23 protein-coding genes and 1 riboswitch are annotated in these 22,291 nt (G+C 72.5%); of the genes, 14 read left to right on the top strand and 9 right to left on the bottom strand.

Translation table 11 applies throughout. The features are described 5' to 3' along the window. From FAF44_RS40340 to FAF44_RS40320, 5 genes are all read left to right on the top strand, one after another. Nucleotides 1–689: hypothetical protein (locus FAF44_RS40340; RefSeq protein WP_237108652.1), on the top strand; the 689-nt coding region annotated here is incomplete at its 5' end. 43 nt (nt 690–732) lie between these two features. Continuing rightward, nucleotides 733–1,305: a TetR/AcrR family transcriptional regulator gene (locus FAF44_RS40335; RefSeq protein WP_237108651.1), complete on the top strand. Its 573-nt coding sequence runs from the start codon at nt 733–735 to the stop codon at nt 1,303–1,305. Between the two features lie 53 nt (nt 1,306–1,358). Continuing rightward, nucleotides 1,359–2,570, top strand: coding sequence for a Cmx/CmrA family chloramphenicol efflux MFS transporter (locus tag FAF44_RS40330; protein WP_237108650.1), 1,212 nt, complete (start codon nt 1,359–1,361; stop codon nt 2,568–2,570). Beyond that, a complete protein-coding gene (locus FAF44_RS40325; protein WP_237108649.1) occupies nt 2,567–3,394 on the top strand; it encodes an MOSC domain-containing protein in 828 nt (275 codons plus the stop codon). Before FAF44_RS40330 ends, FAF44_RS40325 begins: the two co-directional genes overlap by 4 nt. 85 nt (nt 3,395–3,479) lie before the next feature. Beyond that, complete coding sequence (locus tag FAF44_RS40320; protein ID WP_237108648.1) at nt 3,480–4,748, top strand: MFS transporter; 1,269 nt, start codon at nt 3,480–3,482, stop codon at nt 4,746–4,748. A gap of 13 nt (nt 4,749–4,761) precedes the next feature. Here FAF44_RS40320 and FAF44_RS40315 read toward each other — a convergent pair whose 3' ends face one another. Then, nucleotides 4,762–6,312 carry a bifunctional 3'-5' exonuclease/DNA polymerase gene (locus FAF44_RS40315; protein ID WP_237108655.1) on the bottom strand — a complete coding sequence of 517 codons (1,551 nt, stop codon included), beginning with the start codon at nt 6,310–6,312 and terminating at the stop codon, nt 4,762–4,764. An 80-nt stretch (nt 6,313–6,392) separates the two neighbouring features. Continuing rightward, the gene (locus tag FAF44_RS40310) at nt 6,393–7,892 is read right to left on the bottom strand and encodes a metallophosphoesterase (protein ID WP_237108647.1); all 1,500 of its coding nucleotides are present in this window, start codon (nt 7,890–7,892) and stop codon (nt 6,393–6,395) included. Nucleotides 7,893–8,021: 129 nt separating this feature from the next. Here FAF44_RS40310 and FAF44_RS40305 point away from each other — a divergent pair, with 129 nt between their 5' ends. Next, the gene (locus FAF44_RS40305; RefSeq protein ID WP_237108646.1) at nt 8,022–8,450 is read left to right on the top strand and encodes a hypothetical protein; all 429 of its coding nucleotides are present in this window, start codon (nt 8,022–8,024) and stop codon (nt 8,448–8,450) included. 4 nt (nt 8,451–8,454) lie between these two features. Here FAF44_RS40305 and FAF44_RS40300 read toward each other — a convergent pair whose 3' ends face one another. Continuing rightward, a complete protein-coding gene (locus FAF44_RS40300; RefSeq protein ID WP_237108654.1) occupies nt 8,455–10,035 on the bottom strand; it encodes an FAD-binding oxidoreductase in 1,581 nt (526 codons plus the stop codon). Nucleotides 10,036–10,066: 31 nt separating this feature from the next. Between FAF44_RS40300 and FAF44_RS40295 the strand changes: the two genes are divergently transcribed. The 5 genes from FAF44_RS40295 (at nt 10,067) to FAF44_RS40275 (ending at nt 14,849) form a co-directional block, all read left to right on the top strand. Next, on the top strand, nt 10,067–10,576 hold the full coding sequence (locus FAF44_RS40295; RefSeq protein ID WP_237108645.1) for a TetR/AcrR family transcriptional regulator: 510 nt from the start codon (nt 10,067–10,069) through the stop codon (nt 10,574–10,576). 4 nt (nt 10,577–10,580) lie between these two features. Then, nucleotides 10,581–12,065, top strand: coding sequence for a glycerol-3-phosphate dehydrogenase/oxidase (locus FAF44_RS40290; protein WP_237108644.1), 1,485 nt, complete (start codon nt 10,581–10,583; stop codon nt 12,063–12,065). A gap of 102 nt (nt 12,066–12,167) precedes the next feature. After that, the gene (locus tag FAF44_RS40285) at nt 12,168–13,037 is read left to right on the top strand and encodes a sucrase ferredoxin (RefSeq protein WP_237108643.1); all 870 of its coding nucleotides are present in this window, start codon (nt 12,168–12,170) and stop codon (nt 13,035–13,037) included. Nucleotides 13,038–13,138: 101 nt separating this feature from the next. Next, the gene (locus FAF44_RS40280; protein ID WP_080036407.1) at nt 13,139–13,450 is read left to right on the top strand and encodes a WhiB family transcriptional regulator; all 312 of its coding nucleotides are present in this window, start codon (nt 13,139–13,141) and stop codon (nt 13,448–13,450) included. 199 nt (nt 13,451–13,649) lie between these two features. After that, complete coding sequence (locus FAF44_RS40275) at nt 13,650–14,849, top strand: esterase-like activity of phytase family protein (protein WP_237108642.1); 1,200 nt, start codon at nt 13,650–13,652, stop codon at nt 14,847–14,849. A 75-nt stretch (nt 14,850–14,924) separates the two neighbouring features. Here the strand turns inward: FAF44_RS40275 and FAF44_RS40270 are convergent, their stop codons facing one another. Next, the gene (locus tag FAF44_RS40270; protein WP_237108641.1) at nt 14,925–15,158 is read right to left on the bottom strand and encodes a DUF397 domain-containing protein; all 234 of its coding nucleotides are present in this window, start codon (nt 15,156–15,158) and stop codon (nt 14,925–14,927) included. Nucleotides 15,159–15,295: 137 nt separating this feature from the next. After that, nucleotides 15,296–16,120, bottom strand: coding sequence for a helix-turn-helix transcriptional regulator (locus FAF44_RS40265; RefSeq protein WP_237108640.1), 825 nt, complete (start codon nt 16,118–16,120; stop codon nt 15,296–15,298). A gap of 186 nt (nt 16,121–16,306) precedes the next feature. Between FAF44_RS40265 and FAF44_RS40260 the strand changes: the two genes are divergently transcribed. Continuing rightward, nucleotides 16,307–16,780, top strand: coding sequence for an ATP-binding protein (locus FAF44_RS40260; protein ID WP_237108639.1), 474 nt, complete (start codon nt 16,307–16,309; stop codon nt 16,778–16,780). Between the two features lie 13 nt (nt 16,781–16,793). Here FAF44_RS40260 and FAF44_RS40255 read toward each other — a convergent pair whose 3' ends face one another. Then, nucleotides 16,794–17,420 (bottom strand): phosphoribosyltransferase, encoded by a 627-nt coding sequence (locus tag FAF44_RS40255; protein WP_237108638.1) that lies wholly within the window; start codon nt 17,418–17,420, stop codon nt 16,794–16,796. 96 nt (nt 17,421–17,516) lie between these two features. Next, on the bottom strand, nt 17,517–18,614 hold the full coding sequence (gene rsgA, locus FAF44_RS40250) for a ribosome small subunit-dependent GTPase A (protein WP_237108637.1): 1,098 nt from the start codon (nt 18,612–18,614) through the stop codon (nt 17,517–17,519). Between the two features lie 350 nt (nt 18,615–18,964). On the opposite strand from rsgA, the gene FAF44_RS40245 reads away from it, so the two are divergent. After that, a complete protein-coding gene (locus tag FAF44_RS40245) occupies nt 18,965–19,453 on the top strand; it encodes a sigma-70 family RNA polymerase sigma factor (protein ID WP_237108653.1) in 489 nt (162 codons plus the stop codon). Beyond that, nucleotides 19,450–20,181: an anti-sigma factor gene (locus FAF44_RS40240; protein WP_237108636.1), complete on the top strand. Its 732-nt coding sequence runs from the start codon at nt 19,450–19,452 to the stop codon at nt 20,179–20,181. Before FAF44_RS40245 ends, FAF44_RS40240 begins: the two co-directional genes overlap by 4 nt. A 114-nt stretch (nt 20,182–20,295) precedes the next feature. Here the strand turns inward: FAF44_RS40240 and glyA are convergent, their stop codons facing one another. Continuing rightward, a complete protein-coding gene (gene glyA / locus FAF44_RS40235) occupies nt 20,296–21,546 on the bottom strand; it encodes a serine hydroxymethyltransferase (protein WP_237108635.1) in 1,251 nt (416 codons plus the stop codon). Nucleotides 21,547–21,571: 25 nt separating this feature from the next. Continuing rightward, nucleotides 21,572–21,654, bottom strand: a riboswitch (ZMP/ZTP riboswitch). A gap of 106 nt (nt 21,655–21,760) precedes the next feature. Next, nucleotides 21,761–22,291 (bottom strand): hypothetical protein (locus FAF44_RS40230; protein WP_237108634.1); only part of this gene is annotated, 531 nt, incomplete at its 5' end.

The following is a 22,291-nucleotide window of genomic DNA, read 5'->3' as shown; positions in this document are numbered from 1 at the left end:
GCCGCCTGACCGCGCTGCCCGGCGCGACCCCCCGCACGGGCAAGAGCCGGCGCCGGGTGGAGGACGACGGCGGCTCGTGGGTCCGCGACGGGCGGCCCACCCCGCTCACGATCATCAGTGCGCTGCTGGCCGTGGCCGTCGTGGCGGGCGCGGCGTGGATCTTCCTGACCGGCGACTCGGCCGAGACGCCGGTGGCCGCCTCGACCGGGGGCGCGTCGAGCCCCGCGACGCGCGCGCCGGCCGGGCCCTCGGCGGTCCCCCAGGGCTACGAGCGGCACACCGGGCCAGGGTTCTCGGCCGCCGCGCCCGGCGGCTGGAAGCTCGCGACGTCCGGTGGCGTGGCCACCTTCAGCGGGCCGAAGGACTCCGGCATGCGCATCCTGGTCGAGCAGTCCACCCCGCACGCCGACGGCGGGCTGTCGGAGCTGAGCCGGCTGGAGGCCGACGGCGGCATGGAGAGCTACATCCAGGTGCAGCTCCAGGCCGTGGACTACCGCGGCTGGCAGGCCGCCGACTGGGAGTACACCTACACCACCGCCGCCGGCGTCCCCATGCACGCCCTGGTCAGGTACGTCACGATCGACGAAAAGGCCGGGTTCAGGATCACGTTCGACCTGCCCGAGCTGAAGTGGGACGAGCAGGCCGACACCCGCACGACGTTCCTCGGCACCTTCCGGCAGTCCACCTGACCCGTATTGCACTGGTCATTCCAAAACGTGTAGCGTGCCTGTCATGGCACGACCGAGGACCTTCGAGGAGGAGCGCGCGGTCGAGGCGGCCATGCGTACCTTCTGGAAGGCGGGCTACGAGGCCACCTCGACCCAGAACCTGTGCGCCGCCACGGGGCTCGGGCGCAGCAGCGTCTACAACACCTTCGCCTGCAAGCACACCCTGTTCGAGCGGTCGCTGCGGCACTACATGGACCTGCGCAACGCGGCGCTCGCCGAGCTCATGGAAGGCGACCTGCCGATCAGGGAGAAGATCAGGACGGTCCTGTGGTGGGCGGTCGCGCCCGACCCCGCGGACCCGCCCGGCTGCCTGGTCGTGAACACGCTGGTGGAGCTGGCCCCGCACGACCCGGAGATCGCGGAGCTGCTGCGCCGCGACACCGGCGAGCGGGTTCGCGTCCTCAGGGCCGCGATCGAGGACGCCCGCGCCCGCGGCGAGCTCGGCCCCGGCACGGATCCCCTGGCGCTGGCCCACTTCGTCGGCGCGACGGTCAGCGGCCTGCGCGTGGCGGCCCGCGGCGGGGCCGACCGGGCCACGCTCGAACTGATCGCGAACACCGCGCTGGGCGCCCTCTGATTTCTGTACGCCCTCATTTTGAACTGATCAATCTAAAATTGAAGGAGGTCGCCATGCCGTTGGCGGTCTACATACTGGGTGTTTCGATCTTCGCTCAGGGCACCTCTGAGCTGATGCTGGCCGGGCTGCTCCCCGAGATGGCCGCCGACCTCGGCGTGTCGGTACCGGACGTGGGGCTGCTGATCTCGGCGTTCGCGATGGGGATGCTGGTGGGCGCGCCGGTGCTGGCCGTCGTCACGTTGCGCTGGCCACGCCGTACGGTGCTGCTGGTCTTCCTGGCCGTCTTCACGCTGACGCACGTGGCGGGCGCGCTGACGTCGAGCTACGGCGTGCTGTTCGCCACCCGGGTGGCGGGGGCCTTCGTCTACGCCGGGTTCTGGGCCGTGGCCAGCGGCACCGTGGTCGGCATGGTGCCCGCGAACGCCCGCGCCAAGGCCATGAGCGTGCTGACCGGCGGGCTGACCGTGGCCATCGTCGTCGGATTGTCGGCCGGCACGGTGATCGGCCAGCACCTCGGCTGGCGGGCGGCGTTCTGGGCGGTCGCCGGACTGTCGGCGCTGGCCGGGGTGGGCATCCTCGCCACCCTCCCGGCCGGCCGGTCCGGGCAGGGGTCCGGGCAGGGGCCCGGGCAGGGGTCCGTGCCGAGCGTGTCCGCCGAACTGCGCGCGCTGGCCAGGCCCGCCCTCTGGGTCGCCTACGGCACGACCGCGCTGACCACCGGCGCGCTGCTGTCGTCCTTCAGCTACCTGAGCCCGCTGCTGACCGAGGTCACCGGCCTGGACGCGGCCTGGGTCCCGGCCGTGCTCGGCCTGTACGGCGTGGGCACGCTCATCGGCATCACCGCGGGCGGCCGGATCGCCGACGCGCGCCCGTTCCCGCTGCTGTACGCGGGCGTCACCGGCGTCGTCGTCATCTCGGTGGCGCTGGCCGTGTCGGCGACCGTCGCCGTGCTGGCCGTCCCGCTGGTCTTCCTGCTCGGCCTGTTCGGCTTCGGCACCAACCCCGCGCTGACCACCCGCCCCTTCGTCCTCGCCAAGGACGCCCCCACGCTGGCCGCCGCCGTGAACGTGGCCGCCTTCAACGTCGGCATCACCGCCGGCCCGTGGGCGGGCGGCCTGGCCATCGACGCGGGCCTGGGCTACTCCTCCGTCGCCTGGATCGGCGCCGGGACCGGCGTCCTGGCCCTGGCCGCCGTGGCGCTCGGCGCGGCCATGAACCGCAGGGCGGCGACTTTCGAGCCCACGCCGGTACGGTCTGCCGTATGAAGCTGGCGAGCATCTCCTTCTACCCCGTGAAGTCCACCGCGGGGCACGACGTCGCCGAGGCCGAGGTGCAGCCGTGGGGGCTGGCCGGCGACCGGCGCTACCTGATCGCGAACGCCGACGGCACGGCACTCACCGCCCGCGTCGAGCCTCGGCTGCTGGCCTGCGCGGCCCGGCTCGACGGCGGCACGCTGACGCTGACCGGGCCGCACGCCGGCCCGCTGACGGTCGTCCCGACCGAGGTGAAGGAGGCCATGCGGGTCGGACGCACGGTGGTGGCGCTCACCGACTGCGGGGACGCCGCGGCGCAGTGGCTGAGCGCGCTGGCGGGGCGGCCGGTCCGGCTCAAGTGGCTCGACGACCCGACCGTCCGCCCGGTCGATCCGGTCTACAGCCGGCCCGGCGACCGGGTGAGCCTGGCCGACGCCTACCCGCTGCTGCTGACCACGACCGCCTCGCTCGCCCGGCTCAACGAGCGGATCGTCGAGACCGCGCTGGAGCTCGGCGAGCAGCCGCCGTCCCCGCTGCCCATGAGCAGGTTCCGGCCGAACGTGGTGATCGACGGGGTGGCGGAGCCGTTCGCCGAGGACGAGTGGAAGCGCCTGCGCATCGGCGAGGTGGAGTTCCGGGTGAGCAAGGGCTGCGACCGCTGCGTGCTGACCACGGTCGACGGCACGACCTTCCGCAAGGGCAAGGAGCCGCTCCGTACGCTCGCCCGCTTCCGCCGGCGGGACGGCAAGGTCTGGTTCGGCGTCAACCTGATCCCCGACCTGCCGCCCGGCGCGTTCGGCCGGATCGTGCGGGGCGATCCCGTCGCCCTGCTGTGAAGCCTCCCGAAAGCTGCTTATTTCCCGATAAAAAGGGTCACCGTCCCCTTTGGGGCACTGTTGGGGTTTATGCGAGACTTCACGGGTGACCAGTGCCCCGACCACGCCCACTGTCTCGTCCCCCGAACCTCCTGACCGGATCGCGCACGTACAGCGCCGCACCCTCGCGGTCCTGTCGGCGGCACAGATCGTGGGCGGCGTGGGCATCGCCGTCGGGCTGGCGCTCAGCTCCGTCGTCGTGGACGAGTTGTCGCACTCAACGGTGATCAGCGGCTTCGCGGGCACCGCCACCGTGCTGGGCGCGGCGCTGCTGGCCCTGCCGACCGCCAAGGCGTCGGGCCGCGGCGGGCGGCGGGCGGGGTTGTCGCTGGCGTACGCGGCGGCGCTGGCGGGCTGCCTGATCTCGGTGCTGGCGATCAGCCTGCGCTCGTGGCCGCTGCTGCTCGCGGGCCTGGTGCTGGTGGGCGGCGGCAGCGCGGGCAGCCTGGCGGCCCGCTACTCGGCGACCGACCTGTCGCCGAAGGACCGCTCGGCCCGCCACCTGTCGCTGGTCGTCTGGGCCTCGACCATCGGCTCCGTGGCCGGCCCCAACCTGGCCAAGCCCGCCGACCAGATCGGCATGCGGCTCGGGCTGGTGGAGAAGGCCGGGCCGTTCGCGTTCGCGGCCCTGGCCTTCGCGCTGGCGCTGGTCGTCATCATCGGCTTCCTCCGCCCGGACCCGCTCAAACTGGCCCGCGCGGCCACCGGCGCGGGCGAGCCCGGCCCGGGACGCGGCCGCACGATCCGCACCGCCTGGCAGACCCTGCGCACCACGCCGATGGCCCGCCGCGCGCTGGTCATGATCGCCGTCAGCCACACCGCGATGGTCTCCATCATGTCCATGACCCCGGTCAAGCTGCACCACGACGGCTCGAACCTGGACGTCATCGGCATCGTGATCAGCCTGCACATCGCCGGCATGTACGTGCTCTCCCCGGTCGTCGGCTGGCTGGCCGACAAGGCGGGCAAGGTGCCCGTACTGGTGCTCGGCTCGGTCCTGCTGCTCGCCGCCGCCGCCCTGGCCGGCACCGCGGGCCACCGGGTGTGGCAGGTGACGGCGGCGCTCGTGCTGCTCGGCCTGGGCTGGTCGTGCGGCCTGGTGGCCGGCTCGGCGCTGGTCACGGAGTCGGTGCCGATCGACGGCCGGCCGGCCGTGCAGGGCCTGTCGGACCTGCTGATGAACGTCTGCGGCGCCACGGGCACGATCATCGCCGGGGCCATCGTGGGCCTGCTCGGCTACGGCGTGCTCGGCCTGGTGGTCGGCGTCATGGTCGCCCTGGCCGGCCTCTGGCTCGTGACGGCCGGGCGACGCTGACGGCCGGAAGGGCTCACTTGGCGTCGGCGTAGGACTCGACCGCGACCGCCCCCATCGGGAAGCGCACCGGTGTCGGCCCGAACAGCAGCCGGGTGGCCTCGGCCGCCGCCTCCGTGACGGCCGCGATCACCTCGTCGGCCAGCTCGGCCGGGCAGTGCACCATGACCTCGTCGTGCTGGAAGAACACCAGCCGGGCCGGCTCGGGCAGCCGCCCCCGCAACACGGCCAGCAGCGCCAGCGCCCACTCGGCCGCCGTGCCCTGCACCACGAAGTTACGGGTGAAGCGCCCGCGGTCTCTGGCCGCCCGGCTCCCCTCGGGCCCCGACACCAGCTCCTTCCACCGCTGCGACGGCGGCGGGCTGGTGCGCCCGAGCCAGGACCGCACGATCCGCCCCTCCTCCCCCGCCTTGGCCGCGTCCTCGACGAACTGGTACGCCTTCGGGAAGCGCCGGCGCATGACGGCCAGCAGCTTGGAGGCGTCGCCACTGGTGCCGCCGTACATGGCGGACAGCATCGCGATCTTGGCGTGGTCGCGCTCGCCCCCGAACGACCGCGCCAGCGCGGAGTACAGGTCGATCTCGCCCGCCGCCCTGGCCAGCCCCACGTCGCCGGCCATCGCGGCGAGCACCCGGGGTTCGAGCTGCGCCGCGTCGGCGACGACCAGCAGCCAACCGTCGTCGGCCAGCACCACCCGCCGCAGCACCTTGGGGATCTGCAGCGCCCCGCCCCCGCTGGTGGCCCAGCGCCCGGACACGACCCCGCCCACGACGTACTCGGGCCGCAACCGGCCGCCGCGCACCCACTGGTCGGCCCACGCCCACCCGTGGGCGCTGTGCAGCCGGGCCAGCTCCTTGTAGGCCAGCAGCGGCGTCACCGCCGGGTGGTCGATCCGCTTCAGCTCCCACTGCCTGGTCGTCTTCAACGCCACGCCCGCGCCCTTGAACGCCTTGACGAGCTGCTGCACCGAGTCGGGGTTGACCGGACGGCCGAACGCGGCGGCCACCTCGTCGGCCAGCGTCTGCAGCCGGGCCGGACGCATGCCGTGGACGGGCCGCGGCCCGAGCAGGTCGGTCAGCAGCGCGTCGTGCACGTCTCTGCGCCACGGCATGCCGTCGTGCGCCATCTCGTCCGCCACCAGCGCCCCGGCCGACTCGGCCGCCACCAGCAGCCGGAAGCGGCCCGGCTCGGGCAGCGCGGCGATCCGCCGGAGCTGGTCGGCCAGCACCTCGGCGACCGCCTCGGCCCCGAGCGGCTCGGGCGCGAACAGCGTGCCGGGCGCGCTCGGCCGATCGTCGGGCACCGGCAGGCCGCGCAGCCTGGCGTGCGCCGCCCTGGCCGAGCGCGGCTCGCCGTGACGGCCCTCGTGGGCCAGCAGCAGCCCCTCGGTCAGCGCGAGGTCGTGGCAGCGCGCGACCCGCACGCCCTGCTCCAGCAGCGGCGCGTACGTCTCCCGCGTGTCGGCCCACACCCACCGCGGCCCCTCGGCCGCCTCCAGCTCACGCACGGCGGCAGCCCAGTGACCGGGCCGGCCGGCGGGACGCGCGGCACCGCCCACCGGCGGCACCGGCAGCAGCCTCTCCCCCGCGACCACGACGTACACGTGGTCCAGAGTGCCAAACGGCCCCGACAGAACGGCGGCGGGGCTCACCCGAGGCTGATGCGCACCTCGTCCTCCAGCGGCGGCTCCAGCTCCTGCGCCCGGCATCCGGTGGCGGCGAAGCAGCGCAGGGTCAGCTCCCCGGGGGTCACCGAGAGGTGCAGGAACTGCTTGAAGAACGGCGGGGTGTCCCAGTCGGACAGCTCGGACAGGTAGCGGTGGAACACCTTGTCCACCGGCAACCGCAGCGGCCACGGCCAGGCGCCGAGCAGCCGCGCCGCCCACCGCATCCGCCGGGTGATCCGCACCGGCCCCGCCAGGGTCCTGACCGGCTGGTTCCCGACGTGCTCCGAGGTGATGCGGGCCGCCTCGGAGGGCGTCAGGTAGAGCCACTTCATGCGCAGCCGCCGGGCGTAGAGCTGGCTGTAGAAGGACAGCGAGTCGCCGCGCAGCGGGTAGCACCTGAAGTCGTCCTCGGCGACGGCCGACACGTCCACGCGCCCGATGGTGTGCGTGGCGTGCATGAAGGCCCCGCCGCCGCCCGACACGACGTACTGGATCACCCGGTCGCCCACCTTGACCGGATAACGCTGGTAGTTGTGCACGTCTCCGCCGATGGCCGCGACGTACCGGTGCGCCGGGTCGCGCACGATGTCGTCGATCGTGCCGCCGCCCTCCAGCGGGGACGGCTTGTACACGTTCCCGGTGTAGATGGGCTTGCCGGTCACGAGGATCTTCGGCCGGGGGTCGAGCGAGACCCGGCGCAGCCACTCCGTCTGTCCCTTGTCGATCACGTTGCGGATGCCGGTGTCGACGCCCACGACGAGCAGGCTCTCGCTCTCGATCACCCAGTACGAGCCCGGCTGCGCCGCCTGCCCGGCCGCCTGCTGGGACGGCCTGCCCCTGAGCTTCCTGGCCTCGGCCAGCCGCGCCTCGTCGATGCGCTCCGGCCGGCTCCACAGCAGCCCGCGTGCCCCGAGGCCCGGCTTGGGCTGGAGCGCGGGCGCGTCGCAGAAGACGCGCATGAAGCCGCCGAGCCCGTCGTACCAGTCGTGGTTGCCGGGGATCGCGTAGATGGGGGCGTCGTAGTCCTGGTACGGGCGGAAGAACTTGTCGCCGTACTCGTTGCCCGATCCCGTCGGATAGATCACGTCACTGGCGATGACGGCGAAGGACGTGCCCGCGCCCACCTTCAGCAGCCCGGGGACGACGGCGTACTGGGAGGAGTCGCCTTCACCGGTGTCACCGAGCAGAAGAAAGCTGAATTCCTTCCCGACAGGAGGCTTGATACGAAATTCCGGATCAATCCCGCGCGCTTCCTGAGCCCGCACCCATCGCGCCCGGATCTTCCCTGACGGGTCACCGAACAACCCCGCCAGAACCTCGTTGCGGGAGCGCCACAACGTGCCTAAATTCAACCAGGAGAAGCCCTGCCCGCTGGGCTTGAGCCGGACGAAATCCCCTGTCTGCGCACAGGTCCAGCCGGCGCCCTCCTCCGACACCCGGGAGGAAAGCTGCTTTCCACGCTCAGCCGCGACTTCCACCATGACCACATCTTTACCGCGATCTACCATTCGTGCATCCTGAACGCTGCGTACCGTTCGGAACACACAAGGTGCGCAATGGTGTAGCCTCACCCCCCAAGCAAGCGGTTGGGATCGCCTGAGGAGGCTCCCATGACCCGTAACAGCCCGGACGACGCGACCCGCCGGGGCTCCGCCGCCGTCGACGCCGTCGAGGGCCTGCTCGCGTTCGCGACGACCCGGCCACGATGGGCGGCGAGCACGGCGCTCAACAGCGCGAGCGAGGCGATCTCGAGGAGCAGGGCGCTGGCCGAGGTGTCGCCGGCAGAGCACACCGCGCTGCTCGCCCGGTGCCTGAGCACGACCGCGCGCCTGCTGCTGCGGCGCAGCCGGGCCACGGAGGCGCTGCCCCTGGCGCAGGAGGCGGTGGCGCTCACCCGCACGGCCGGCGGGAGCCCGCTGGCGACCTCGCTGCGCTGCCTGGCCGAGGCCGAGGAGGCGCTGCACCGCTACAGCGACGCCGCCGCCACGCTGGCCGAGGCCGACCGGATCCCGCCGCCCGCCGGCCCCTCCCCCAACTGACCCCTCACCCTCGCGGGACGAGGACCCCCGGGTTGAGGATCCCGGCGGGGTCGAGCTCCGCCTTGACCGCGCGCAGGACCCCCGCGCCGACCGGCCCGATCTCGCGCGCGTAGGCGTCCAGGTGGTCGCGGCCCACGCCGTGGTGGTGCGTGATCGTCCCGCCCGCCTCGACGATGGCCGCGTTCACGGCCTCCTTGGCCCGCCGCCACTGGGCCACCGGGTCGGCGTCCTGCGGGGTCACGACGGTGAAGTAGAGCGAGGCGCCCGTCTCGTACACGTGCGAGACGTGGCACATGACGAGCGGCGAGCCGAGCGCGCCGAGCAGCGCCGGCCGGACCGCGTCGTACAAACGCGGCAGGTTCGCCCAGAAGCCGGCGGTCTCCAGCGTCTCGACGGTGGCCCCGGCCGCGAGCAGCGAGTCGCGCAGGTACGGGGCCGAGAAGCGGCCGTGCTCCCACGCCTGCCCCGGCTCGGGCCCGAGCGGCTCGCCCCCCAACCGCGCCAGCACGGCGGAGGCCGCCGCGTGCCGGCCCGCCACCCGCGCGCCCTCGTACCCGGCGATCAGCAGGCAGCCGGAGCCGCCGGGCGCGCCCGTGCCGATCTCGTCGGGCTCGGCCAGGCCGATCATGGTCTCGGTCTCGTCCGACAGGCGCAGCACGTCCGGCAGCGGACCGTCCTGGGCGAGCGCGCGCATGGCGGCGCGGCCCTGCGCGAACGAGGCGAAGCGCCACCCCTCGTGGCGGCGCTCGGCCGGAGCCCGCCGCACCCGCAGCCGCAGGGACGTGACGACCCCGAACGCGCCCTCCGAGCCGAGCACGAGCTGCCGTAGGTCCGGCCCGGCGGCCGATCTGGGGGCGCGGCCGAGGTCCAGGGTCCCCGACGGGGTGGCGAGGGTGAGGCCGACGACCATGTCGTCGAAGCGGCCGTAGCCGGCCGACGCCTGGCCGCTGGAGCGGGCCGCGGCGAAGCCGCCGAGCGTGGCGTACTCGAAGGACTGGGGGAAGTGCCCCAGCGTCAGGCCGTGCGCGGCGAGCAGCCGCTCGGCGTCGGGAGCCCGTACGCCCGGCTCGAAGTCGGCCACCATGGACTCCTCGTCCACCGATCGCAGCCGGTCGAGCCGCCCCAGGTCGAGGGCGATCACCCCGGTGAAGCCCGCGCGGTCGCGCCCGTCCGCGGCCAGCCCGCCCACCACGGACGTGCCGCCGCCGAAGGGCACCACCGCGATCCGCTCGCGCGAGCACAGCCCCAGCAGCTCGGCCACCTCCTCGTGCGAGCCGGGCAGCACCACGGCGTCCGGCGCGTCCGAGCCGTCGCCCGCGCGCATGCGCAGCAGGTCGGGCGTGGACTTGCCGCGCGTGTGACGGACGCGGGCCTCGTGGCCGGTCAGCACGTGCGCGTCGCCGACGACCTTCGCCAGCGCGGCCAGCGCGGCGCCGGTCAGCGCGACGGGCGGCAGCGCGACCGACTCCAGGCGGGCGGCGGGCGTGCCGGGCGCGCGTACGCCGAGGAGGTCGCGCAGCAGCCCCCGCACCGGCTCGGGCAGCTCGCGGGCCTTGCCGGGATCGCCCCAGCCCGACCACAGCATCGGTTCTCGAGTCACCCTTACACTGTGACATATGACGTCGATTCGTCACAATGAGGCCGTCCTGGACGCGGCCCGCGACTGCGTGCTGGCCTACGGGGTGCGCAGGACGACGCTCACGGACGTGGCGCGCCGCGCGGGCGTGTCCCGGATGACGATCTACCGCCGCTGGCCCGACGTGCGCTCGCTGGTGGCCGACCTGATGACCAGGGAATGGCTGCGGGTGGTCGCCGGGCTGGACCTGTCGGACCCGGTGGGAGCGGTGGTGGCGGGCGTGCGGGGGCTGCGCGCGCACCCGTTGTGGCGCAAGATCGTGGAGGCGGACCCCGAACTGCTGCTGCCGTACCTGCTCGACCGGCGCGGCGCCAGCCACGAGGCCATCCTCGCGGCGCTGGAACCCGCCGTGGGCGGCCCGGCCAGGGCCAGGGCGGTGCTGCTCGTCGCCCAGTCGTTCCTGCTGTCCGCCCCGACCATGCTCGACCCCGTGACGCCGGACGAGCTCGACGCCGAGCTCGCCGCCCTGCTGGAGGCTTACCTTGGATAGCTCGATGAACGCCGGCAGACGCTCCCGCGAGCTGCTCCGGGTCGCGGAGGAGCGGGTGGACGTGCTGGTGGTGGGGCTCGGCGCGACGGGCGCGGGCGCCGCGCTGGATGCCGCGTCCCGGGGGCTGAGCGTAGCCGCCATCGACGCGCACGACCTGGCCTTCGGCACGTCAAGGTGGAGCTCCAAGATGATCCACGGCGGCCTGCGCTACCTGGCCAAGGGCCAGGCGGGCGTGGCGTACGAGAGCGCGGTCGAGCGCGGGATCCTGCTCCGCAGGACGGCTCCGCACCTGGTCAGGGCGCATCCGTACCTGCTGCCGCTGACCCCCGCCGTCTCGCGGCGGCAGGCGGCGACGGTGATGACCGGCTACCGGCTCGGCGACGGCCTGCGCGCCGCCGCCCGCACGCCGCGTCGTCTGCTGCCGGGCCCGACGCGGCTGAACGCGGCCCGCGCGCGCACGCTGGCCCCCGTCCTGCGCGCCGACGGGCTGCGCGGCGCGCTGCTGTCGTGGGACGGGCGGCTGCTCGACGACGCCCGCCTCGTGGTGGCCCTGGCGAGGACCGCCGCCGCGCACGGGGCCCGCGTGCTGACCCGCTGCCGCGCGCTGCGCCTGACCGGGCGGGGCGCGCTGGTGCGCGACGAGCTGACCGGCGAGGAGTTCACCGTCCGCGCCCGCGTGGTCGTCAACGCGACCGGGGTGTGGGCGGGCACGCTCGACCCCCGGGTGCGGCTGCGCCCGTCGCGCGGCAGCCACCTGGTGCTGGCCCCCGGCACGCTGCCCGGTCTCATCGCGGGCATGCACGTGCCGATCCCGGGCGAGAGCAACCGGTTCGCCCTGGTGCTGCCCCAGAACGACGGCCGCGTCCACGTCGGCCTGACGGACGAGCCGGTGGACGGGCCGGTGCCGGACGTCCCCGACGTGCCCGAGGAGGACGTCAGAAAGCTTCTGGAGGTGCTGAACGGGGTTCTTGAGGTTCCGGTGACCAGAGAGGCGGTCGCGGGCGCGTACGCGGGCCTCAGGCCGCTCCTGGCGGGCGACGGCCGGACGGCCGACCTGTCCCGGGAGCACGCGGTGTTCGCGGAGGACGGCGTGGTGACCGTCGTCGGGGGCAAACTGACGACATATCGCCGCATGGCGCAGGACGCGGTGGATCAGGCGGTCTCGCAGGGAAAGCTACGGGCCCGAAGGTGCCGTACGCGGCGCGTCCCGCTCGTGGGCGCCGGCCCGAGGCCGACGGGGGTCCCGCCACGCCTGGCCGAGCGGTACGGCTCCGAGGCCGAGGCCGTGTTCGAACTCGTCAAGGAGCACCCGGAGGAGGTCGGGCTCGGCATGACCAAGGGCGAGCTGCTCTGGTCGGTCCGGCACGAGGGCGCGCTCGACGAGGGCGACCTGCTCGACCGGCGGACCAGGATCGGCCTGGTCGAGCGGGACAGGGAACGCGCCCTGCCCGCGACACAGGACGTACTGGAGCGTTTGTCCCGCGCCTGAACGTTCCGATCCGTTAGGTTAGTCTTACCTAACCGGATCGAGGAAGGGACAGAGGCGTTGGCGAGGGGCTGCGAGCATCCGACGGGATGCCACACCGGGCAGGTGCCCACCTTGGCCAGCGCCACGGTCGGAGCCAGGCTGTGGCTGCTCATCGAATACACCGGAGCATGGCCTTCCCGCCTGGAAAACCACGAACTTCCTGAAGAAATCTCGAAACTCGTCCGGCGGGCGCTCGAACGCGGTATCAGGCCCCAGCTCATCCGCCGCCCCGGCAGGCGGGCCCGCCCACGGGAGCAGGGAATCCGTGTGCTAGTGGGCTACGCCGCAGGCGAGCGCCCTTGGATCGCGCAGGGTGTCGTCGCAGGTCCTGACGATCTTGACCTGGACGCGCTCGTGGCCGGAGTGGTCCCGGAGTCCTGCATACTTGAAGACGAGCCGGTATTTCTGGTCTGCACGCACGCCAAGCGCAATGTGTGCTGCGCCCGCATTGGACTACCCCTCGCTCGGTCACTGGCGGAAATCTTGCCGGACAGAGTATGGGAAACGTCACACGTTGGCGGCGATCGTTACGCCGCCAACCTCGTGTGCTTGCCACACGGAATTTTCTACGGCAGCATGTCTCAGGCTGCTGCATCGGCAGCGGCTAACGCGTACCGGTCGGGCGAGATCATTCTCGACCGCTACCGGGGACGCGCAGGCATCCCTGAGCCATTGCAGGCCGTGGAGCACTTCGCCCGAGCCCATACGGGAGAGTGCTCCGTCGGCGCGGTGGCCGTGGAATCCTCCAGGACGGACGGCGACGTCACCGAAGCCATTGTGCGCTGCGGCGACGTCCGGCTCCAGGTTGTGATTGAGCCATCGGCGTTCACAGCGCCGTGTGGTACGGCTTGCGCCGAGACGATCACCACCTACCGGCTGGTTTCGCTGGACAGGCTCACGCCTGTGCGGTACGCCACGCCTGCCCTCGCCTGAACAGGGAACATCACGGCCCTACGTTGCGTTGGAACAGTGACGCCAAAAGCGTCCAATGCGGCTCAAATTACCGAAATACCTCTCACAAAGGTGGTTTTCTCATGTCTCAGGTACGTCGGCAGCTCGCCCGCCCGCGCCCAAGCTGGGGTTGGCAGGATGATGCCGCGTGCCGGGGTGAGGACCTCGTGCTCTTCTTCGGCCCCGATGGGGAGCGGCAGCCCGAGCGTGACGTACGCGAGCGGAAGGCCAAGGCGATCTGCGCCCAGTGCCCCGTCCGCAACGAGTGCCTTGACTACGCGCTGTCCCGGCCCGAGAAGTACGGCACGTGGGGCGGTCTCAACGAGGACGAGCGCGCCAGCGAGCGTCGCCGTCGTATGCGCCGCGCGGCCAGCGCCGGCATCTCCGCTGCCTGACACACCCGGCATCGTCACCATCATCGCGTGATCACGCAGTTGTCCCGATGAACCGGAGCCTGGCCCTCCATGTCCAGGCTCTGGCGAACCCGGTCGGGACAACTGCCTGATCAGGCAGACATCCGCCGGCAATCCGGCGGTCATCGCCCGTAGCCGTCCGTTGGGGATCGCGTCACGTGGCCGCCCTAATGTGCGCGCCATGAAACGCATCGCCATCATGACGTGCGCGGGCGCACTCACCCTCGGCCTGGCGGGCGCGCCCGCCGTCGCGGGCCCGTCGCGTGAGCCCGTCTTCGGCCGGGCCACGCTCACCGGGTTCGCCGCACTGCCCGCGCTGACCTTCGTCCCCGGCAGCGAGCCGTCGGGTTCCCTGCTCGGCACGACGCCCGTCAACGGCGTCACCCCGCCGTTCGCCGGCCAGCCGGTGCAGGGCTTCAGCGGCATCGCCCGCCGCCACGACGGCACCTTCGACGTGCTGTCCGACAACGGCTACGGCAACGAGGCCAACAGCGCCGACTTCCTGCTGCGGGTGCACCGCGTCAAGCCGGACTTCCGGTCGAAGACCGTCGACGTGCTCGGCGGCTTCAACCTGACCGACCCGCGGGGCTTCGTCCCCTTCACCCTGACCCGCCAGGATCGCACGCTCACCGGCTCCGACTTCGACGTCGAGTCGATCGTGCGCACGACGGACGGCACGTACTGGATCGGCGACGAGTTCGGCCCTTACCTGCTGCACTTCGACCGGAAGGGCCGCCTGATGCAGGCCCCCGTCGCGCTGCCCGGCGTGCGCGCCCCCGAGAACCCCGACCTGAACGGCGGCGAGCCGAACCTCGCCGGCAGCAAGGGCTTCGAGGGCATGGCGAGGGGTGTGGACGGCCGCCACCTCTACCCGCTGCTGGAGGGCACGGTCAGCGGCGACCCGGCGGGCACGCTGCGCATGTACGAGTTCGACCTGCGCGAGCGGGCCTACACCGACCGGCGCTGGACGTACCGGCTGGACGACCCCTCCCACGCCATCGGCGACGCCATCGCGGTGGACGGGGACCGCTTCCTCGTCATCGAGCGCGACAACCTCCAGGGCGACGCCGCGCAGGTCAAGCGCGTCTACCTGGCGGACCGGCGCGACCGGGACGGCGACGGCGCGCTGGACAAGACCCTGGTCGCCGACCTGCTCGACCTCGCCGACCCGCGCGGGCTGGGCGGCGCCCCCGGCACCTTCCGCTTCCCGTTCCAGACGATCGAGGACGTCGTCATCCTCGACGACCGCACGCTCGGCGTGCTCGACGACAACAACTTCCCCTTCTCCAGCGGACGCACGCCGGGCAGGCCGGACGACAACGAGTTCATCACCGTACGGCTGACGCGCGGCCTCGAGGCCGACCCCCGCGTCTACCGCTGACCGGCCCGCCACCGGCCGCCGGCCGGTGACCGAAACCCGGACGCCCCCGACCGTAATCGGGGGTCTCCGGGCCGCTCAGGTGATGAGGTCGTCGAACTCCCCGTCCTTCGCCCCGAGGACGAACGCGGTGATCTCGGCGCGCGTGTACACCAGCGCCGGTCCTTCGGGGAAGCGCGAGTTCCGCATGGCGATCTCCCCCGTGGGCAGGTCCGCCACCTCGACGCAGTTGCCGTTGGGGTTGCTCCGCCTGCTCTTGCGCCACTCGGCGGGAAGGCGGCCGGCGGGCGTTCCGTTCCGGAACTCTTGCATGGGGGAGGCTCCTCGCGGTCTTACGGATGCACGTGCATCCGCACTTGCGAGCAGACAATACGGCAGCACGCTGTGCTCCATATACCGGACGACCAAAAATCCCGATATGGAGTGAAATCACAAGGAATTTCGGCTGCTCATTCGGACCTGATCCGCTCCAGGAAGCGCCGGGTCGCCTTGGGCTCCTCCGCCTGGATGCTCAGCCGGTCCATGACCTCCATGTAGTGGTCGGAATCGGCAGGCTTGTCCAGGTAAAGGGCGCTGGTGAGCTGCTCCATGTAGACGATGTCGGGCAGGTCGCGCTCGGGGAAGCGCAGGATGCTGAACGGGCCGCCGGCCGCCGCATGGCCCCCGCGCTCGAACGGCATGACCTGCACGGTGATGTTCCGCTCGCCCGTGATGTCCAGCAGGTGCGCGATCTGCTCGCGCATCGTCCCGCAGCCGCCCAGCGAGCGGCGCACGACCGCCTCGTCGATCACCGCCCAGAGCGTCAGCCCGCTCTCCAGCCGGCTCTGCCGGGCCATGCGCAGCGCCACCCGCCGGCTCAGCTCGTCCTCGGTGGCCTTCTCGTGCGCCAGCTCGATCACCGCCCTGGCGTAGGCGGGCGTCTGGAGCAGGCCGGGGACGAACTGGTTCTCGTAGGTCCGGATGCCGGTCGCGGCGCCCTCCAGGCCGATGTAGACCTCGAACCAGGCGGGCAGCAGGTCGCCGTACCCGTGCCACCAGCCGGGGGCGTTGGCCCGCTCGGCCAGGGCCAGCAGCGGCTCGCGCTGCTCGGGGTCGGTGACGCCGTACAGGGTGAGCAGGTCGGCCACGTCACGCTGCTTGAAGCTGACCTGGCCCAGCTCCAGGCGGCTGATCTTCGCGTGGGATGCGCGAATCGAGTACCCGGCGTCCTCGCGCGAGATACCCTTCTCCGTACGAAGCCTGCGAAGCTGCGTGCCCAGCAGGATCCGCAGCACCGTCGGGCTTCCCGGCGTATGACTGAGAAGCTTCCCTTCCGCGCTCTGTGCGCTCACTCCGCCGCTCCTAGGTCATCTGCACGTGCAGATGCGATTCGCATCCGTAAAGTACGAAAAGTCTTGCATCGGTCAGCACTCCCCGTAAAGATGGGCTTTGGATCACCAGACCGCGCTTCGGGGGCCAGAATGACGACTTTCGACGCTCGGCCGCAGGCCGCCCTGGGGGCCCGGCCACCGGGCTGGCTCGCCTCCGTCCTGGTGGAGGGGCAAGCCTGTGCGTGCGACGCCGTGTTCCCGTTCCACCACGGCACCGCGCTGGAGCCGGCCTGCGTGGCGACGGCCCGCCGGTTCGTCGATCAGACCCTCGCGTCCTGGAGCGCGCCGGAGCACGTCTTCGACGCCCAGCTCGTGGTCTCGGAGCTGGTGACCAACGCCATGCGGCACGGGGGCGGGGCCGCGCAGCTCAGGTTGCTCGCGCACGGGCCCGAACTGGCGTGCGTGGTGACCGACCACAGCCACACCGCGCCCATCGCCACCGCCCCCGACGTGTTCTCGGAGTACGGGCGGGGCCTGCGCCTGGTGGACGCCCTGTGCGCGGCATGGGGCTGGCTCTCGCCGGGCGGCCCCCGCAAGGTCGTCTGGGCCGTCATCGCCGGCTGACGGCCGTGAGCGCTCACCGCCGGCCCAGCAGGCGCAGCACGTCGTCGTCGCTGAGCTGGTCGAAGTGCTCGTACCACTGGCCGACCGCCCAGAAGTCGAACGGCGACCTGAGCACGACCACCTCGTCGGCCTCGTCCTCCATGGAGCGGACGGTGTCGCGCGCCCCGACCGGCACGGCCAGCGTCAGCTTGGCGGGCCCGGCCGGGCGCACCGCCCGCAGCGCGGCCCGCGCCGTGCCGCCGGTGGCCAGGCCGTCGTCCACCACGATCACCTCCCTGCCGCCGAGCGCGGGCAGCGGACGGTCGCCGCGGTAGACGCGCACCCGGCGGGCCAGCTCCCGCCGCTCCGCCTCGACCACGTCGGCGACGTCGTCAGGGGTCATGCCCAGCCGCCCCAGCAGCGCCAGGTCGAAGACCGGCTCGCCGCCCTCCGCCACCGCGCCGACACCCAGCTCGGGTGAGAGCGGATAGCCGATCTTCCTGGTCACGAGCACGTCGAGCACGGCGTCAAGGCTGCGGGCGATGGGCACGGCCACCGCCACACCGCCGCGCGGCAGCGCGAGGATCACGGGGTCGCGCGCGTCCCGCAGCCGCTCGGCGAGCTGCGCCCCCGCGTCGGCCCGGTCTGCGAAGAGCTCCATGACCTGTGCCTACCCGCGAACGCCCGATCCTCGCCTGCCGCGTCCCGCCCGACCGGCGGGACGCAGCAGGACCCGGCGGGACACGGCAGGCGGCGGTCAGGGGCGGTTACGGCCCGAGCGGCGCAGCTCCTTGGAGATGACCTTCCACTTGTGCTGCTGTTCCTTGCGCAGCCGCGCGTCGGTCCTGGAGGCCATCCACAACGCCTCCCGCTGCAGCTTGCGCCAGCTCTCCAGCCGGCGCTCGGGCAGTTCGCCCCGCTCCAGGGCGGCCAGCACGGCGCACTCCGGCTCGCCGTTGTGGCCGCAGTCGCCGAAGCGGCACCGGGCCGCGAGCGCCTCGATGTCGGAGAAGACGAGGTCGACGCCCTGCCCGATGTCGTAGAGGCCGACGCGGCGGATGCCCGGGGTGTCGATGACGAGGCCACCGCCGGCCAGCGGGATCAGCTCGCGGTGCACGGTGGTGTGCCGGCCGCGGCCGTCGGCGGCGCGCACCTGCTGGGTGCCCATCACCTCGGCCTCCGACAGCGCGTTGACGAGGGTGGACTTGCCGGCGCCCGAGGGGCCGAGGATGACGGCCGTACGGGAGCCGTCGAGGTGCTCGCGGACCGGCCGGATCCCCTCGCCCCGGGCACAGGAGACCGCGTGGACGCTCACGCCGGGCGCGGCCTGGCGGACGTCGGCGATCAGGTCCTCCAGGCCGTGCTCGAACAGGTCGGACTTGGTGATGAGCACGACGGGAGTGCCGCCGGACTCCCAGGCGAGGGCGACGAGACGCTCGATGCGGCCGAGATCGGCGAAGTCGGTGGCGTGCATGGACGGCTCGGCCACGAAGACGACGTCGACGTTGGCGGCCAGCACCTGGCCCTGGCCGTCGCCCGACAGGCCGCCGACCGAGTCGCGGCTGACGCCGCCCCGGACGAAGGCGCTGGTGCGGGGCAGCACCTCGTCGAGCTCGTAGCGGCCCTCGGGCAGCCATCTGAGCGCGACCCAGTCGCCGACGCACGGCAGCGCGACCGGGTCGGCGGCCGAGGCGCGGCGCACGCGGGCGCCGTATCTGGCGTGGTGCTGGCCGTCGGCCGCGATCACCTCGGCGGTGCCGCGGTCGACGCGGGAGACACGGGCGGGGACGGCGCCCCCGGGCAGTTCGGCGGCGCGCGAGTCGCTCCAGCCGAGCAGCGAAAGATCGTAAGACAACGCAGTGCAACCTTTGATCGAGAAGGAAGGAAGAGAGGTCGGGCCGTTCAGGCGAACGACCGGAGGTGAACTGAAGGCACGCTCAGAAAGTCGACTCTCATGGCCTTCACCTCCTCGATCGGTTGGGAGCGACTCTACGCACCCCGTCGGCGCCCATGCAATCGCATTATCTTCCGCGATCTGTTGAACCGCGCCAGGGCGGCCCCCCGTACCACCTTCCGACGGACTGAGAAAGGGGAATGATGCGAATCAGCGCGTATCCCCCGCCCTCGGCCGAGGGAGCCGCCCCGTTGGGCAAGCCGCGCCTGCGACACCGGATCCGGCGCGTGCGCCCGGACGACGAGGTGGTCGTGTCCGCGCTCTACCGGGAATACCACAGGCCGCTGCTGGCCTTCGTGATCCGGCTGACCGCGGGCGATCGGCAGTGGGCGGAGGACGTGGTGCAGGAGACCATGATCCGGGCCTGGCGAAGCGCGGACACGCTCGACCCCGACGCGGTCTCGCTGATGCCCTGGCTCGCCACGGTCGCCAGACGTATCGTGATCGATGACCGGCGGCGCAGGGACGCCCGCCCCCAGGAGGCGGGCGACGGGCCGCTGGAGAGCCTGCCCGTGCCCGACGAGATGGAGGGACTGCTGCACCAGGTGGTCGTGTCCGAGGCGCTCAAGGCGTTGTCCCCGGCACATCGCGAGATCCTCAACGAGACGATCCTGCGTGACCGGTCGGTCAACGACGCCGCCGCGGTGCTCGGCATCCCGGTGGGCACCGTGAAGTCCCGGGTCTACTACGCCGTACGCGCCCTGCGCATCGCCCTGGAGGAACGGGGGGTGCGGTCGTGACGTCGAGGGTCGAGCACACGGATGTGGGCGCGTACGCGCTCGGGCTGCTGGACGAGGACGACCGGCTCGCCTTCGAGGCCCATCTCCTGGGCTGCCCCACCTGCCGGTACGAGCTGTCCGACCTGGCCGGCGTGGCGAGCGTGCTGCACGGGATCGGGCCCGTGGAGGATCTCGGCCCCCCTTCTCCTGATCCCCCGGAGGAGGTGGTGGACCTGCTCCGGCGCAAGAAGGCCTCCGACCGGCGCACGCGCAGGGGGACGTTCATGATCGGGATGGCGGCGGCGGTCACGCTGGTGGCGGGCGGGCTGACGATCGGCACGCAACTCGACGCGGGCGACGCGCCGCCGCTCGCACAGGGGCACGGCGGCCACCTGAGCACGAACATGGGCCCCGCCGAGCAGTTCTACGCCGAGGGCCGGCCGATCGAGGGCACGGGCGCGGCGGGTGTGTCCGGCGGGCTGGTCGTGGAGGCCAAGGGCTGGGGCACGCACGCGGCGCTCAAGCTCTCGGGGGTGAAGGGCCCGCTGGAGTGCGAGCTGGTCTCGGTCTCCAGGTCGGGCGAGCGACGGGTGATGACAGGGTGGTCCGTACCTCCAGCCGGGTACGGAGTACCGGGGTCGCCCGACCCGCTCTACATGCACGGCGGCAGCGCCACCCCGCTGCGCGACGTCGATCACTTCGAGGTGGTGACGTCAGCCGGCGGGAAACTGCTCACCATCGACCTCTGACCGGCCCACGGGAAAGCTCGCGACGGGGTGACTCCGGCCCACCCCGATCGCAACAAGCACCCCACCGCGAACGAGAGCCCGCGGTGGGGTGCTTGTTGTCCGTACGCGGCCGGGTCAGAGGCCCGGGGCGGGGAACTGCGAGGTGAGCTCGCTGACCTCGTGGTGCACCCGGGTGATCACGTCCTCGGCGTCGCCCTTGGCCAGGGCGGTGACGACCTCGTCCATCCAGGCGCCGATCTGCCGCATCTCGGCCTCGCCCATGCCGCGCGAGGTGACCGACGGCGTGCCGATGCGGATGCCCGACGGGTCGAACGGCTTGCGGGTGTCGAACGGCACCGTGTTGTAGTTGGTCTCCAGGCCCGCGCGGTCGAGCGCCTGCGCGGCCGGCTTGCCGCCGATGCCCTTGGGCGTGAGGTCGAGCAGGATCAGGTGGTTGTCGGTGCCGCCGGAGACCAGGTCGAAGCCGCGCGCGGCCAGCTCGTCGGCCAGCGCCTTGGCGTTGCGCACCACCTGGTGGGCGTAGTCGCGGAAGGCCGGCTGGGCGGCCTCGTGCAGCGCGACGGCGATGGCGGCGGTGGTGTGGTTGTGCGGGCCGCCCTGCAGGCCGGGGAAGACCGCCTTGTTGAGCGCCTTGGCGTGCTCCTCGCTCGTGGCCATGAGCATGGCGCCGCGCGGGCCGCGCAGGGTCTTGTGGGTGGTCGTGGAGATCACGTCGGCGTGGCCCACCGGGGACGGGTGCGCGCCGCCCGCGACCAGGCCCGCGATGTGCGCGATGTCGGCGGCCAGCACGGCCCCGACCTCGTGGGCGATCGAGGCGAAGCCCTCGAAGTCGATCGTGCGCGGGATCGCGGTGCCGCCGCAGAAGATCAGCTTGGGCCGGTGCTCCAGGGCCAGCCGGCGGACCTCGTCGAGGTCGATGCGGCCGGTGTCCTTGCGCACGCCGTAGCGGACGGGGTTGAACCACTTGCCCGTGGCCGAGACCGACCAGCCGTGCGTGAGGTGGCCTCCGAACGGCAGGCCCATGCCCATCACGGTGTCGCCCGGCTGCAGGAAGGCCATGTAGACGGCGAGGTTGGCCGGGGAGCCGGAGTAGGGCTGGACGTTGGCGTGGTTGACGCCGAACACGGCCTTGGCCCGCTCGATCGCCAGGGTCTCGATCTGGTCGATGACCTGCTGGCCCTCGTAGTAGCGCTTGCCCGCGTAGCCCTCGGAGTACTTGTTGGTCAGCACCGTGCCGGTGGCTTCGAGCACGGCCTTGGACACGTAGTTCTCGGACGCGATCAGCTTGACGGTGTCGGCCTGACGCCGCTCCTCCGCCTTGATGAGCTCGGCGATCTGCGGGTCGACGCTAGCGAGAGAACCCATGACTCTCCAGTCATCGTTGACGGTGTGCGAAGACCCAGGCGCACGGCCTCCGCTCGGTTCGCTCCCCGGTGGTCGATCCCACCTGCTGCGCCAGTCGCGTCTCGTAGACCTTATCGGATGCGCAGGGGGGCTATTGCTCCGTGATCAGCGGGTTCGAGAGGTGTTCGAGGTCGGTCGAGCCCGTGTCGACCGACGTTCCACGCGGCCGGGGCGGTCAGCCGGCCTCCTTGACGGCGACGTTCCTGATGGCCCCGAGCGGCCCCAGGTTGACGTCCACGCCGTCGGCGCTCTCGGGCAGCCCCTCGAAGACGGCCCAGAGCTGAAGCTGCGCGCCCTTGCCGAACGAGGACTGCGGGACGGAGGCGCACTGGCAGATCTCGTCCTTGACGGCCGGGTAGAGCGGGTTGCCGACCCCGGGCGGGACGATGCTCACGCGCGAGACGGTGCCGTCGAAGGCGGTCGCGCCGAGTTTGCCGTGCAGGGGCACGTTCTCGGTGCCGATGTTCTTGACCGTCCACTGCAGGCGGACCGTGGTGCCCTGCCGTTCCAGCGAGTCGATCTGCACGTGCAGGCGGCTGCCGAGGGCGTCGAGGGTGACGGCGACCTCGGGGGTGCCGGGTTCGGCACCGGGCCGCTCCCAGGGGCGCACCGCGGCGAGCGTGCCGGCCGCCCCCACCGCGGCGGCGAGCAGGCAGGCGAGGACGGGCCGCCAGGGCACGCGCCGCCGTCCGGCCGGGGCGGGCCC

Origin of the sequence: Nonomuraea sp. MG754425 (assembly GCF_021699195.1) — a bacterium.
Lineage (GTDB): Bacteria > Actinomycetota > Actinomycetes > Streptosporangiales > Streptosporangiaceae > Nonomuraea.
Note: the sequence above shows the minus strand (reverse complement) of the source record. Positions and strands in the feature narration are given on the sequence as shown.